Below are 14016 nucleotides of genomic sequence, written 5' to 3'. Positions count from 1 at the left end.
AATGAAAAGACAAAACAGCAGTTATCCACAGAAACGGCGGCCTCTTGTTAACTACTACTACGTTTATATACAGTAAACCTGTAAACACCTGACGGCGAGGCCATCGGGCAGACGTAAACCAAAAGTCCGGACGTCTCGGGAACGGCGACCGGTCAGCTTTTCCAGCCAGGTCCGAGCAGAGCAGTCGCTTTTACTTCATAAGAATCATGAGCTTGGACTTTCTGTCAGGGGAACCGAGGTATGGCACAATCGCGCTTCTTCCTGCGTCGCGCCGTTCGGACGGCGACCGCTTCAATGGAACGATGGTTGCGCGCCAAGAATCTGATCAACGAAGCCGCGCCGTCGTTTGCTGTGTTCGGCCCGGCATTCGAGCAGGCGCCGCATGTGTTACTCGTGTCACACGGATCCGAGACTTCCGGTGCGACATTGAGAGCATGCAAGGCGCATCGCAGCCAGCCGAACGCGTCGTCTAATTCGTGCACGGCCCGGCCGTGACGCCGTGTTCGTTCGCATTTCGTTTCGCCTGAATGAACCAACGCTCGCATAGCCGGGCGGACGCGCCTCGCCCGTGAGCGCGCGCCGTCGATGCGAACCACGCAACGGAACGTGCACGCTCTGCTGCAGCTACGAAGGAGAAGCCAATACGATGAATTCGGCATTTTCATTTTTGCCCGTCTGGCCGCTCGAACCCGACGCCATCTTCTGGGCCGGTCTCGCGCTCGTGACGGCGGGACTCGCCGGAGAGCTGTTATGGCGCGCATGGCGCCTGCCGCGCATCACCGGTTTCGCGGTGATCGGGCTGATCGCCGGTAACGCGGGCCTCGGTGTGATCGACGCGAGCGCGGGCGGCCTGTCGCGGCCGCTGCTCGATGTCGCGCTCGGGCTGCTGCTCTTCGAACTCGGCGGGCGGCTCGATCTGCGCTGGATCCGTCGCAATCCGTATCTGATTCTGTCGAGCATCGCCGAATCGACGCTCACGTTCGGCCTCGTTCTGATCGCGCTGACGCTGCTCAACGTGCCGACGATGCCCTCGGTCGTGATCGCCGCGATCGCAATGGCGACCTCGCCCGCGATGGTCATCCAGTTGAAGACCGAACTGCGCGCCGAAGGCCAGGTCACGCAACGTCTGCTGACGCTGACCGCGCTGAACAGCATGTATGCGGTGATCGTCGAGAAGCTCGCGGCCGGCGTGCTGCATCAGGAAATCTACGGCAACGCGCTCGCGACGATCCTGCAGCCGCTTTATCTGCTGATCGGCTCGCTCGTGCTCGCGTTCCTGCTCGCGCGCGCCTGCAACATGCTGGTGCGGCGTCTGCCCGCGAACGACGAGCATTCGTTCGTCGCGCTCTTCGGGCTCGTGCTGCTGGCGATCGCGGTCGCGCACATCTTCAAGCTGTCGACGATTCTCGCGCTGCTCGCCGCAGGCATCATCGTGAAGAACGCTGACGAGCGTCCGCAACTCTGGCCGACGCACTTCGGCTCCGCCGGCTGGCTGCTGACCGTCATTCTGTTTGCGCTGACGTTGACGTCGTTCCACTGGCGCGACATCGCGCTCGGCGGCGTCGCGGCGGTCGGGCTGATCGTTGCGCGTTTCGTCGGCAAACTGGTCGGCGTGCTGATTTTCGCGAAGCCGAGCGGCCTCGACTGGAAGCAGGGCGCGGCGCTCGGCGTCGCGCTGACGCCGATGTCGGCGCTCGCGTACCTGCTCGTCGACGACATGTACGTGCTTTATCCGGACTACGATCCGACGCTGCGCGCGATCATCATGTGCTCGATCGTCGTGCTGCAGATCGTCTCGCCTTTCGTCGTGTACCGTAGCCTTTCGGCAGTCGGCGAGCGGCGCGAGTGATCGCGCCCGCCCTGCTCAAGCATTGACTATTCAAGAGGCGTCATGGCACTCGAACCTTTCATCAACTCCGAACCGTTCACGTTCGGCGTGGAGCTGGAGATCCAGGTCGTCAACACGCACGACTACGATCTGACCCGCGCCGCGTCGGACCTCATGCGTCTCATCAAGGACGAAAAGATTCCGGGCAACATCACGCCGGAAATCACCGAAAGCATGATCGAGCTTTCGACCGGCATCTGCACGACGCACGAGCAGGCTGTGACGGACCTTCGCAAGATCCGCGACACGCTCGTCGCGGCGGCGGATCAGCTCAACGTCGGGCTCGCGGGAGGCGGCACCCACGCGTTCCAGCAATGGAGCGATCGTCAGATCTACGACGCGCCGCGTTTCCAGTACATTTCCGAACTGTACGGATACCTCGCCAAGCAGTTCACGGTGTTCGGCCAGCACGTGCATATCGGTTGTCCCGATCCGAACAGCGCGCTCTTCCTGCTGCATTCGATGTCGCGGTATATCCCGCATTTCATCGCGCTTTCGGCGTCGTCGCCGTACATTCAGGGCGTCGATACGGGCTTCCACTCGGCGCGCCTGAATTCGGTATTCGCTTTTCCGCTGTCGGGGCGCGCGCCCTTCGTGCTGACGTGGGACGGTTTCGAGGAGTACTTCTCGAAGATGGTCAATACGGGCGTCGTCAACAGCATGAAGGACTTCTACTGGGATATCCGGCCGAAGCCCGGCTTCGGAACGATCGAAGTGCGCGTGATGGACACGCCGCTTTCCGTCGACAAGGCCGCGGCGATCGCCTGCTACATTCAGACGCTGTCGCGTTATCTGCTGCTCGACAAGCCGCTCACGCCGCGCGAGGACGATTACCTCGTCTACACGTTCAACCGCTTCGAGGCGTGCCGCTTCGGACTGGAAGGCACGTGCATCCATCCGCAGACGGGCGAGCGGCACACCATCGGCGAAGACATCCTCGCGACGCTCGACGTGCTCGCGCCGCACGCCGAAGCGCTCGGCTCGCAAGCCGCGCTGGCCGAAGTGGCGGAAATCGCGCGCGGCGTGAACGACGCGACCTGGCTGCGCGGCGTGGTGGACAAGGAAAAATCGCTGCACGAGGCGGTCAGGCAGCAATGTCTGCAATGGCGCCGATAACACCGCGCTTACGCGAACGAGAATCAGCGAATCATGACGAAAGGCCGCTTCGAAAGCACGACGAAGCGGCCTTTATGTTTGGTCCGCATGAAACGTGTGCATGACAAGCAACGGAATAAAGCGCTCGCGACAACGTTTGAAGAGGAACCGATTCGGTTACTCCAAGGCTTGCTTCGAGAAATCCGTATCCATTGGTAATAGTCGTTAACAAGTTTTGCGCGACGCCTGTGGAAAACGTCAAAAAAAACTGCAGAGTCAACGCGCTAGAGCGATGATAACGATGTAGTCCGCGTTTGCGTAGCGACAAGAATTCTGGACAACGGAAGGGTGTCGGGCGGGCACTTAGTGTTATCAAGAATACGCCCACATACAAAGAACACGCTTTTCCACGGGTTATCCACAGTTCTGCGTGGATAATTAAGGTGTACGTTTGTTCTATGTCGCTTAGAATGGCGACTTCGCCGACATGGCGTTATAGTCGGCGGGAAAACAGCGCCACGGGCAGGATCAAAAGACGGCGCATAACGAAAGAGGGTTGCAAAGTCCCCATTCAGGCACCACAGGTTGGTTTGGTACGCCTGAATTTTGAGACGGCGGGGACCGAGACCGGAGTGCAGTTCGCAAGGGGTCGAAGTATTTGCTGCGGACGGCTTTTCGGACAAGGTGTTCGCGGAGGTTGCGCGAACGTGCCGTTAGAACACATAAGCGGAACAACAAGCGAAAGACTATGAGTGAAGGCGTTTACGGAGAGCAGGCGACGGGGCGGGTGACCCACGGCCTGCTGAGGCTGAGCACGGCGATGCGCAGCCAGGCATGGGAATGGGCGGAAGGCGCGGGGCTCACGCCAACCCAGGGTGAAATTCTCGTTCTGCTGATGCAGCGCAAGGGGCCGATGCGCCTCGGCGAGATCGCACGTGAAACGGCGCTGACCGCCGCCACGACGAGCGATGCGGTGAGCACGCTCGAGGGCAAGGGTCTCGTCGAGAAGCGGCGCGCGATCGACGACGGCCGCGCGCTCGCGGTGCGTCTGACCGCGCGTGGCCGCACGGCTGCGAAGAAGGCGCTGCAATGGCCGGACTTCCTTTCGAAAGCGGTCGGCACGCTGCGCGAGGACGAGCAGGTGGCGTTCTATCGCACGCTGCTGAAGACCATCCGTCAGCTCGAATCGCAGCAGCAGATTCCGGCGCACCGCATGTGTCTGTCCTGTTCGCACTTCGAAGCGAGCAAGAATCCCAAGAAGACGCCGCATCACTGCGCGCTTCTGCAGATCGACATGGCGGATACGGACCTGCGTCTCGACTGTTCGGTATACGAAGAAGCCGACGTCGCCACGCAGAAGAAGACCTGGAAGGTCTTCGCCCAGGTCGCCTGATTCGGGCTTCGCGGGTAGAAAGTCATTTGGCGTCATCCGGCGCTGTGAGGCCGCGGCGAGTCGGTTAGACTGTGCCCGTCGCGCCTCGCCGCGAGGCGCGGCTCGTCACAATTTCGTCCCGAGCCATGCGCAGTCGACCTACGGAATGCCGCCGATGAAACATGAAGTCCTGGCGATTCGCCACGTCTATTTCGAAGATCTGGGCAGTCTCGAACACGTGCTCGGCGATCGCGGCCATCTCGTGCGTTATCTGGACGTCGGGCGCGGCCGTATCGATGCGCCCAATCCGCTCGATCCTTCGCTGCTCGTCGTGCTCGGCGGGCCGATCGGCGCCTATGAAGACGCGCAATATCCGCATCTCGCGCCGCTGCTCGCAATGCTCGAAAAGCGCATCGCGGCGGGCTTGCCGACAATCGGCATCTGTCTCGGTTCGCAGTTGATCGCGCGGGCGCTCGGTGCGCGCGTGTATTCGTCGGGCACGCTCGAACTGGGCTGGTCGCCGCTCGCGCTGACCGACGCCGGACGCGCGTCCGCGCTGCGGCATCTCGAAGCCGACGGCGCGCCCGTGCCGGTCTTTCACTGGCACGGCGATACCTTCGATCTCCCCGCCGGCGCGACGCTGCTCGCATCCACCGATCTCTGCGCGCATCAGGCGTTTTCCTGGGGCGAGCACGTGCTCGCGTTGCAGTGCCATCCGGAAGTGCTCGTGGAGCGCTTCGAGAGCTGGCTCGTCACCTATCCGGGCGATATCGCGAGTAGCGGCACGACAGTCACCGCGCTGCGCGAAGACACTGCGCGTCACGGCGCGAAGCTCGAACGCGCCGCCCGCGCGATGTTCGGCGAATGGCTCGACCGCTTCGCCGCCGTGGATCCGCGCTGAACGTGTGATGGTATGAACCATCGCGCCGGTTTCGGCGTGGCGCACGTCCTGCACGAAAGAAATCGCGGTGATATTCTCGATCGCTCCTTTTCTAGCGACGAGCCACCGCCATGAGCGCGCTGTTCACTCCCACGACCCTCCGCAACCTCCAGCTTCCAAACCGCATTTTCGTGTCGCCGATGTGCCAGTACTCCGCCGAGCGCGGCGAGGCGACGGCATGGCACATGATCCATCTCGGCCAGCTCGCGTTGTCGGGCGCGGGCATGTTGTTCATCGAAGCGACCGCCGTCGAGCCGGACGGCCGTATCACGCCGGGCGATCTCGGTCTTTGGGACGATGCCACCGAAGCCGCGCTGCGTCCCGTGCTCGCCGCGATCCGCCAGTATTCGAAAATCGCGGTGACGATGCAGTTGTCGCACGCGGGCCGCAAGGCGTCGAGCCGCACGCCGTGGGAAGGCGGACAGTTGATTTCCGTCGCCGATGGCGGCTGGATGACCTTCGCGCCGTCGGCCATTCCGCATAAGCCGGAAGAAACGCCGCCGCTCGCGCTCGATGCCGCCGGCCTCATTCGCGTGAAGGAAGCCTTCGTCGCGACGGCGAAGCGTGCGGCTCGGCTCGGCATCGACGGAATCGAGGTGCATTGCGCGCACGGCTATCTGCTGCATCAGTTTCTGTCGCCGCTCGCGAATCAACGCACCGACGAATACGGCGGCTCGCTGGAGAATCGCATGCGCTATCCGCTCGAAATTTTCGATGCCGTGCGCGCCGCGTTTCCCGCCGACAAGCCGGTCGGCGTGCGCGTCTCCGCGACCGACTGGGTCGAAGGCGGATGGAGCATCGAAGATACGATCGCGTTCGCGTCGGAACTTAAGAAGCGCGGCGTCGACTGGATGGACGTATCGTCGGGCGGCGTCTCGCCGTTGCAGAAGATTCCGTTGTCGTCGGGCTATCAGGTGCCGTTCGCGCAGGCCGTGAAGGAAGCGACGGGCGTGAATACCGTCGCCGTCGGGCTGATCACCGAGGCGAAGGAAGCGGAGGAGATCGTCGCGAGCGGCAAGGCGGATTACGTCGCGATGGCGCGCGCGATGCTGTACGATCCGCGCTGGCCGTGGCACGCCGCCGCCGAGCTCGGCGCGACCGTCACGGCGCCGCCGCAGTACTGGCGCTCGCAGCCGCGCGACCAGAAAAATCTCTTCGGCGAGATCACCATCGGGCAACGTTGAAAAGCTTCGAACGTCATCCAAACGGTTGAGCATTCGCGCGCCGGGAGTGTAGGATACCGGTCTGTTGAGCGCGAGCGTTCAACCGAGCGAACGCGGCGCCTGAGAGGCCACCGCGTTTTTTTTCATCCCGATTTTTCATCCCGATCGCGCGGGAGCGAAGCGTCATTTAAGGATTCGTTCGATGAGTTCACGCAGGGTCACCGTTCGCCGCTCCGGCGTGCATGGCAAGGGCGTGTTTGCCGTGAAGCGGATTGCCGCGGGCGAGCAGGTGATGGAGTACAAAGGCGAGCGCATTTCATGGAAGGAAGCGCTGCGCCGCCATCCGCACAACCCGGAAGAGCCGAATCACACGTTCTACTTCGCACTGGACGACGGTTGCGTGATCGACGGCAAGATCGAAGGGAACAGCGCGAAGTACATCAATCATTCGTGCGCGCCGAATTGCGAGGCCGAAGAGGTTGAAGGGCGCGTGTTCATTCACGCGCTGCGCGACATCGAGCCGGATGAAGAGCTGAATTACGACTACGGTCTCGTCATCGAAGGCCGCATCACGAAGAAGCTCAAGCAGGAATACGAGTGCCGCTGCGGCGCGAAGAAATGCCGCGGCACGATGCTCGCGGTGAAGAAGGAGAAGAAGAAAAAGTAAGCCGCGCGCATGCCGCTTCGAGCCGAAAGAGCCACGTCGGAACGTGGCTCTTTTTCATTCCGCGGCCGGTTTTTCCGCCTTGAGCGGCATGCGCACGATGAAGCGCGCGCCGCCTTCGGGCGCGTCCTCGTAATGCACGGTGCCGCCGTGCAGCGCCATGATGTCGTGAACGATCGCGAGGCCGAGACCCGCGCCGCCTTCCACGTTTTGCCCGTCGCCGCGGAAAAAGCGCTTGAAGAGATCCGGCTGCTGATCCGGCGGCACGCCGGGACCGTTGTCTTCAACGACGACTTCGCCGAAGCGGCGGCCGTTCGCGTCGATCCATTCGGTGACGGTCATCGTGATGCGCGCGCCTTCGACGCGGAACGGCGGAATGTACTTGAGCGCGTTGTCGATCAGATTCGCAAGCACTTCGCGCGCGAGCACGACGTTGCCGCGCACGATCAGCGGATGCTCGTTCTCGGGATCGTCGAGACGCTGGAAGCCGAGATCGACCTGGGCGGCAAGCGCGCGCGGCACCCATTCCGCGCCGGTTTCGAACGCGAGCGCGGCGAGATCGAAATCGGCGAAACGTGCCGCCTGTTCGCCCGGCTCGGCGCGCGCGAGCGAAAGCAGTTGATTCGACAGCCGCACCGCCCGATCCGCCGATGCGCGCAACTCCTTCACCGCCTCGATGGCCTTGCCCGGATCGCGCGAACTGAGCGCCTGCTCCGCGTGCAGCTTGACCGCGGTGAGCGGCGTGCGAAGCTGGTGCGCGGCGTCGGCGATGAACTTGCGCTGCGCGTCGAGCGCGGCTTGCAGGCGCACGAGCAAGGCGTTCATCGCGCTCGTGAGCGGACGGATTTCGCCGGGCACGTAAGTCTCGTCGACGGGTTCGAGCGAGATGTGCGTCTGCTGATTAAGCGCGTCGGCGAGATCGGTGAGCGGGTTGAGTTGCTGATTCACGACGCGCCACACGATCACCCAGCCAGCGAGCAGCAGCAGCGCGAGCGGCATCATGATCGCGATCAGAAACTCGACCGCGATCCGATACCGCGATCCGACGCGCTGCGCCACTTCGACGACGATCGGATTGCCGGTCGGCTGCGGCACGCGCACCTGCGCCGCGCGCACGGAAACGCCCTGAAAGTGCGTCTCGAAGACATACGCGTAGTGAATGCGCCGAACGTTGGTGCCGGTGAGCGGCAGATCGGGTTCGCCGGCGATTTCCTCGTCGCCCGTGCTGATGCGGTAGATGAGCTGCTCGACGGGATCGGAGAACATCGCCTGCGCGAGCGGCGGGACGGTGACGGGCGCATCGACGCCCGCGAGCTGGATCTGCTTGGAGATGGCGGTCGCGAGATCCGCGAGCGAGCGGTCGACGACGTGCTGCGTGTACTGCCACGCGAGCCAGTACGCCATGAGGCCGCTCATCAGCGCGAGCAGGGACAGCGGCGCGGCGAGGCGGCGCAGCAGCGTGCGCCGCAGACTCGGAGGCGCCGGCGTCCTGGTGGCTTTCGATCGCGCCAGATCGAGCCAGTCTTCGCGGGCGAAACGCTGATCGCCCGCGCGGCGAGTGGGAAATCGCAAGGCGTTCTACGGCAGAAGCGTTACGCCGCTTGCCGGATCTCCTGAAGCAGATAGCCGAAGCCCCGCACCGTCACGATCTCGACGCGCGTGTTTTCGAGTTTTTTGCGCACGCGATGCACATAAACTTCGATGGCCGTGTCGCCGAGATCGCCGCCGAAGTGCGTCAGGTGATCCTGCAACTGCGCCTTGCTCACCACGCGGCCGTGGCGCAGCAACAGCATTTCGAGCACGGCGAATTCACGCGGCGAGAGCTCGAGCGGACGTTCGTCGTTGAAGATGCGGCGATCGACGCCCGACAGACGCAGGCCGCCCAGCGTGACTTCGGGGCGCGGCACGTCGCCGTGCGGGCCGCTGCGACGCATCACCGCGCGGATGCGCGCTTCGAGTTCCTGCGGTTCGAAGGGCTTCAGCATGTAGTCGTCGGCGCCGCTGTTCAGGCCTTGCACGCGGTCGTGCAACTCGTCTCGCGCGGTGAGGATGATCACCGGCGTGTGGCGGTTGCTCTGGCGAAAACGCGAGAGCAGCGTCATGCCGTCGATGCCGGGCAAGCCCAGATCGAGAATGACGAGTTCATGGCGGTTCTGCGCGAGCGCCTGCTCGGCGAAGATGCCGTCGTGCACCATGTCGACCGTGAAGCCGGATTGTTCGAGGCTGCTTTGAATGCCGCGCGCGATGGGGCGGTCGTCTTCGATCAGAAGGATTCGCATGGAGTGGCTCAAGTACAATGGGTTGAGTTCAAGCGGGCGGGGCGGTCGGTGGCATGCTCACATGCACGACGGAGCGGCGCGGGCTCGAGCCGGGTTGAATCTCATATTTCATGCGGCGCGCGGCCGTTTCCCGGAAGCCGCGCGTGGCCGTACAACAGATGTATTTCTGCCCGGACATGGCTGTCATCTCGATCAACGAACTCGAAGCCGCGATCAACTACTGGCGCGGCCGCTCCCCGTCTAGCGGCGACGAACTCAGCCTCTGCAAAGAGGCGAGCGCGCTGTCCAGGCCCTATGCGCTGCTGATTGTACAGCGTCAGTCCGGCGTGCCACCCGAGCAACTGGACAACGAAGCGCGCGCCGCGTGGGAAGCTTACGACCGTTTCAGGAATGGTATCCGAGACTGAAAGCTAGCTGTCGTTCGAGCTTTCTTTTTACTGTTCGATCGCTTTCATTTATCCCGTTTTCCCGCAATTGCGCGCGATTTTCGCCTTTCTCGGTGTCATGGTTGGTAACACGCACGTTACCTTGTTTGCCGCCGTAAGCAATTCGTTAACATGCGCGCGAAACGGCCCTTTCGCGCGAAGGGTCTGTGATCGGCGGCGCATCAATGCGATAAAGTCGCATTCGTCACCGCTCACGCGCATATCCGCCTCATGCTCGAACTCGACCATTTCGATCTCGCCCTGCTCGACGTACTTCAACGATTCGGACGCGCCACGCATCAACAATTGGGTGAGCAGGTGCCGCTTTCGCCGTCGCAGATCGGGCGGCGTCTGCAGCGGCTGGAATCGACGGGCGTGATCGAAGGGTATCGCGTGGTGTTGCGGCCGGAGAAGCTCGGCCTGGGCGTGACGGCGTTCACGAGCCTGAAGCTGAAGCATCACGGCGATTCGATCATCGAGCAGTTTCAGCAGCAGATCGAGATGCTGCCCGAAGTGCTCGAATGCCACGCCACCGTGGGCGACGCCGATTATCTGCTGCGCATCGTCGCGCCGGATCTGAACGCGTTGTCAGGTTTCGTGATGAAGAAGCTGATGCGCGTGCCGGGCGTCGACAGCGTGCGCTCGAACATCGTGCTCACGACATTCAAGCGCAACGGCCCGCTGCCGCTCTCTCACCTCGCCGACGACGAGTCGGGGCTGAGCAGATCCACGTAAGCCAGCGGCACGAGATCCGTCTGTGCGACACCCAGGCGCGCGAACATGGCGTGCGCTTCTTCTTCGCCGCCGGCTTCGTCGTCGTCCTCGCCAAGCAACACTTCCAGCTCGATGAAATCACCCAATCCGTCCACGCGGTCCAGATGGATGCGCGTGCGCCCGACGAGATACACATGCCGCTCCTTCGAGACGATGCCGCGCGTCGTCAGCGCCTGGGCGAGCAGCGCGTGCATCGCTTCCGGATTCGTCACCGGACTGCGCGAGTAGTACGAGACTTTCGGGCCGTCGCGGTCGTCGCGCTGATAGAAGATCAGCTCGGACGGCGTGCCGTCGTCGAACTGGCGCAGCTTGAGGCGTCCGGTCGGGACGTCGTAGAAGAAGTCTTGCTGGCGGAAAACCAGCGGCGTGTCGGTGGCGAGCGCGGCCGCCCGCTCGCGCAATTGGTCGAACTGATGCGCGCGCGCCTTGATTTCGATGTTGCGTGCCATTGAGACTCCTCGAACACGGTTGGATGAATGAGCAAGGGATCAGCCTAGCAAAAAATCGATGAAGGTCGCTTGAATGACCTTGCCCGCCGACTCGGGATTTGCACCGAAATGTCTTTTCAGACGGCCCATTGCGCGTCGATCAGCCGCAGCGCCGCCGCGATCGCCGGTTCCTCGCGGCGCTCCGCGAGCGTGACGAACGATAACTGCGTCGGCACGGTGACGCCTTCGACGATCGTCAGCGCGTGCGCATGCGCCTGCGCGAGCGCGATCGAATCCCGCACGAGCGAGAGACCGACGCCCGATTTCACGAGATCGAGCATCGACGGCTCCTGATCTACTTCAGCGACGATCATCGGCATCGCGCCCGCCTCGCGGAAGATGCGCGACAGGAGCCGGTTGTGCGCGGACTCGGGCGGCGTCCAGATCCACGGCAGTTTGGCGAGCGCCGCCCAGTTGCGCTTGCCCTTGTTCACGCGGTTGTGCCAGCCCGCCGGCGCGAGCACGCGATAGAGAAACGGCGTGAGCCTGACGACGTGAAAGCGCTCGCCGTCGCGCGTGCCGTCGATGGCCGGATCGCCGATGTAATAGCCGACGTCGAGATCGCGCGCCCTCACGCGCTCCAGCACCCAGCCGGACATGCCGTGCCGCAACGACGTCTCGATGCGCGGATGCGTCTCCACGAGTTGCCGCAGGAAACCGCCGAGCCGCAGAAATTCGGGATCGAGAATCGTGCCGATGCGAAGCGTGCCGCTCACTTCGTGACGCAGCGCGGCAGCGGCGCGCTGTACATCGGCGGCGGCGGCGAGCGCGCGTTCGGCGTGCGGCAGGAGCGCTTCGCCGTCGCGCGTCAAAAGCAGTCCGTGCGACGTCCGCGAGAACAGCACGACGCCGAGCATCTCCTGCAGATTCTTGATCTGCAGGCTGACGGCCGGTTGCGTGAGATGCAGTCGAGCCGCCGCGCGCGTGAGATTGCCTTCACGGGCGACGGTGAGAAAGGCGCGCAAAAGGATGTAGTCCATCGGCTGATATTAAAGCTTCTTATATCCCAGTTGAACATATCTCATTGGATTCCCAAGCGAAAGCGGAAGTACTCTCGACCAATAAACCGAACGCCCGCGACGAGGAGGCGAGACGACAAGCCGCAAAAACAAAAAAACGGCATCGAAAAGGAGACAACCTCAAATGAAGCAAACCGCCCGCAAGCTGGAAGGCGAATTCGACTACATCATCGTCGGTGCGGGCACGGCCGGCTGCGTGCTGGCGAATCGCCTCACCGAAGATCCGAACGTGAACGTGCTGCTGCTCGAAGCGGGCGGCAAGGACGACTATCACTGGATTCACATTCCGGTCGGCTATCTGTACTGCATCGGCAATCCGCGCACGGACTGGCTCTATAAGACGCAGGCGGAAGCGGGTCTCAACGGCCGCGCGCTGGCGTATCCAAGAGGACGCGTGCTCGGTGGATGCTCGTCGATCAACGGCATGATCTACATGCGCGGCCAGCGCGAGGATTACGACGACTGGGCGCACATCAGCGGCGATCCGAACTGGTCGTGGGACTCGGTGCTGCCCGTCTTCATGCGCAGCGAGGATCATCACGGCGGTGGCAATTCATGGCATGGCGCGGGCGGCGAATGGCGCGTCGAAAAACAGCGCCTGAAGTGGAAGATTCTCGAGACGTTCGCGCAAGCCGCGCAGCAAAGCGGCATTCCCGCGACGGACGACTTCAATCGCGGCGACAACACCGGCGTCGGCTACTTCGAAGTCAATCAGCGCGGCGGCATTCGCTGGAACGCGGCGAAAGCCTTCCTGCGCGAAGCAATGAAGCGCCCGAATCTCACGACGATCACCGGCGCGCACACGCAGCGCCTCGTGTTCGAAGGCCCGCGCTGCGTCGGCGTGGAATATCGCGGCGGCGATGTCGATTACGTCGCGCGTGCGCGTTTCGAAGTCATCCTCAGCGCGGGCGCCGTGAACTCGCCGCAGATTCTCGAACTGTCCGGCATCGGCAATGGCGCGCGTCTGCAACGTCTTGGAATCGATGTCGTCAAGAGCCTGCGCGGCGTCGGCGAAAATCTGCAGGACCACTTGCAATTGCGCATGGCGTACAAGGTCAACGGCGTGCGCACGCTCAACACGTTGTCGGCGCATTGGTGGGGCAAGCTGTTCATCGGCATGCAATACGCGTTGATGAGAAGCGGTCCGATGTCGATGGCGCCGTCGCAACTCGGCGCGTTCGCCAAGTCCAATCCCGACGATGCTTCGATCAGGCGCGCCGATGTCGAATATCACGTTCAGCCGTTGTCGCTCGAACGATTCGGCGAGCCGCTGCATGCGTTCAATGCGTTCACCGCGTCCGTGTGCAACTTGCGGCCGACGTCGCGCGGCAGCGTGCATATCGAATCACCGGATGCGCACGCGGCGCCGCTGATCGCGCCGAACTATCTTTCGACCGACCGCGATCGCGAAGTCGCCGCGAATTCGCTGCGCCTCACGCGCCGCATCGTCGGCGCGCGGGCGCTCGCGCCATACAGGCCGGAGGAAATTCTGCCGGGCATCCAGTTCCAGACGCAGGAAGAACTCGTCGAAGCGGCGGGCAAGATCGGCACGACGATCTTCCATCCGGTCGGCACGTGCCGCATGGGAACGGACAACGATCCGGCGGCGGTCGTCGACAGCCGTTTGCGCGTGATCGGCGTGCGCGGCCTGCGCGTGGTCGATGCCTCGGTGATGCCGACGATCACATCGGGCAACACGAATTCGCCGACGTTGATGATCGCCGAGCGTGCGAGCGACATGATCCGCGAAGACAGACGCGGCATCGAAGCGGAAGAAGTGATCGCCACGGCGCTTGCGTGACATATCGGTGAAACGGGCAGTTCACATGCCGGGATGGCACGTGAATGGCGCGCACATGACGCTGCGCGAACGAATGCTTATATGCGGATGCGATAAGCACTCTCCATG

General features: G+C 63.0%; 13 protein-coding genes. 9 read left to right on the top strand and 4 right to left on the bottom strand.

Annotation, left to right across the window (positions count from 1 at the left end):
- The first annotated feature begins 646 nt into the window (after nucleotides 1-646).
- From NOV72_RS07460 to NOV72_RS07435, 6 genes are all read left to right on the top strand, one after another.
- On the top strand, nucleotides 647-1849 hold the full coding sequence (locus tag NOV72_RS07460) for a cation:proton antiporter (RefSeq protein WP_106853945.1): 1203 nt from the start codon (nucleotides 647-649) through the stop codon (nucleotides 1847-1849).
- A gap of 42 nt (nucleotides 1850-1891) precedes the next feature.
- A complete protein-coding gene (locus NOV72_RS07455; RefSeq protein ID WP_062259697.1) occupies nucleotides 1892-3004 on the top strand; it encodes a YbdK family carboxylate-amine ligase in 1113 nt (370 codons plus the stop codon).
- Nucleotides 3005-3731: 727 nt separating this feature from the next.
- Nucleotides 3732-4376: a MarR family winged helix-turn-helix transcriptional regulator gene (locus tag NOV72_RS07450; RefSeq protein ID WP_106853944.1), complete on the top strand. Its 645-nt coding sequence runs from the start codon at nucleotides 3732-3734 to the stop codon at nucleotides 4374-4376.
- Between the two features lie 154 nt (nucleotides 4377-4530).
- Complete coding sequence (locus tag NOV72_RS07445) at nucleotides 4531-5256, top strand: glutamine amidotransferase (RefSeq protein WP_106854059.1); 726 nt, start codon at nucleotides 4531-4533, stop codon at nucleotides 5254-5256.
- Nucleotides 5257-5366: 110 nt separating this feature from the next.
- Nucleotides 5367-6479 (top strand): NADH:flavin oxidoreductase/NADH oxidase, encoded by a 1113-nt coding sequence (locus NOV72_RS07440; protein ID WP_106853943.1) that lies wholly within the window; start codon nucleotides 5367-5369, stop codon nucleotides 6477-6479.
- A gap of 181 nt (nucleotides 6480-6660) precedes the next feature.
- Entirely contained in the window at nucleotides 6661-7125 is a 465-nt protein-coding gene (locus tag NOV72_RS07435) for an SET domain-containing protein (protein WP_106853942.1), read from the top strand.
- A gap of 54 nt (nucleotides 7126-7179) precedes the next feature.
- On the opposite strand, the gene NOV72_RS07430 is transcribed toward NOV72_RS07435, so the two are convergent.
- Nucleotides 7180-8634, bottom strand: a complete 1455-nt coding sequence (locus NOV72_RS07430; RefSeq protein WP_106854058.1) for a sensor histidine kinase — start codon at nucleotides 8632-8634, stop codon at nucleotides 7180-7182.
- An 80-nt stretch (nucleotides 8635-8714) separates the two neighbouring features.
- A complete protein-coding gene (locus NOV72_RS07425) occupies nucleotides 8715-9401 on the bottom strand; it encodes a response regulator transcription factor (RefSeq protein WP_035499390.1) in 687 nt (228 codons plus the stop codon).
- A gap of 176 nt (nucleotides 9402-9577) precedes the next feature.
- On the opposite strand from NOV72_RS07425, the gene NOV72_RS07420 reads away from it, so the two are divergent.
- Both NOV72_RS07420 and NOV72_RS07410 read left to right on the top strand, forming a co-directional pair.
- Nucleotides 9578-9808 (top strand): DUF3717 domain-containing protein, encoded by a 231-nt coding sequence (locus NOV72_RS07420; protein WP_106854057.1) that lies wholly within the window; start codon nucleotides 9578-9580, stop codon nucleotides 9806-9808.
- Between the two features lie 249 nt (nucleotides 9809-10057).
- On the top strand, nucleotides 10058-10561 hold the full coding sequence (locus NOV72_RS07410; RefSeq protein WP_106853940.1) for an Lrp/AsnC family transcriptional regulator: 504 nt from the start codon (nucleotides 10058-10060) through the stop codon (nucleotides 10559-10561).
- On the opposite strand, the gene NOV72_RS07405 is transcribed toward NOV72_RS07410, so the two are convergent.
- Both NOV72_RS07405 and NOV72_RS07400 read right to left on the bottom strand, forming a co-directional pair.
- Nucleotides 10519-11049, bottom strand: a complete 531-nt coding sequence (locus NOV72_RS07405; RefSeq protein ID WP_106853939.1) for a class IV adenylate cyclase — start codon at nucleotides 11047-11049, stop codon at nucleotides 10519-10521. The two genes, NOV72_RS07410 and NOV72_RS07405, sit on opposite strands and share 43 nt — an antisense overlap.
- Before the next feature lie 116 nt (nucleotides 11050-11165).
- Nucleotides 11166-12068, bottom strand: coding sequence for a LysR family transcriptional regulator (locus NOV72_RS07400; protein WP_106853938.1), 903 nt, complete (start codon nucleotides 12066-12068; stop codon nucleotides 11166-11168).
- A 163-nt stretch (nucleotides 12069-12231) separates the two neighbouring features.
- Between NOV72_RS07400 and NOV72_RS07395 the strand changes: the two genes are divergently transcribed.
- Entirely contained in the window at nucleotides 12232-13908 is a 1677-nt protein-coding gene (locus NOV72_RS07395; RefSeq protein ID WP_106853937.1) for a GMC family oxidoreductase, read from the top strand.
- Nucleotides 13909-14016 lie beyond the last annotated feature (108 nt).

Origin of the sequence: Caballeronia novacaledonica (genome assembly GCF_900258035.1) — a bacterium.
Classification (GTDB): domain Bacteria; phylum Pseudomonadota; class Gammaproteobacteria; order Burkholderiales; family Burkholderiaceae; genus Caballeronia; species Caballeronia novacaledonica.
Note: the sequence above shows the minus strand (reverse complement) of the source record. Positions and strands in the feature narration are given on the sequence as shown.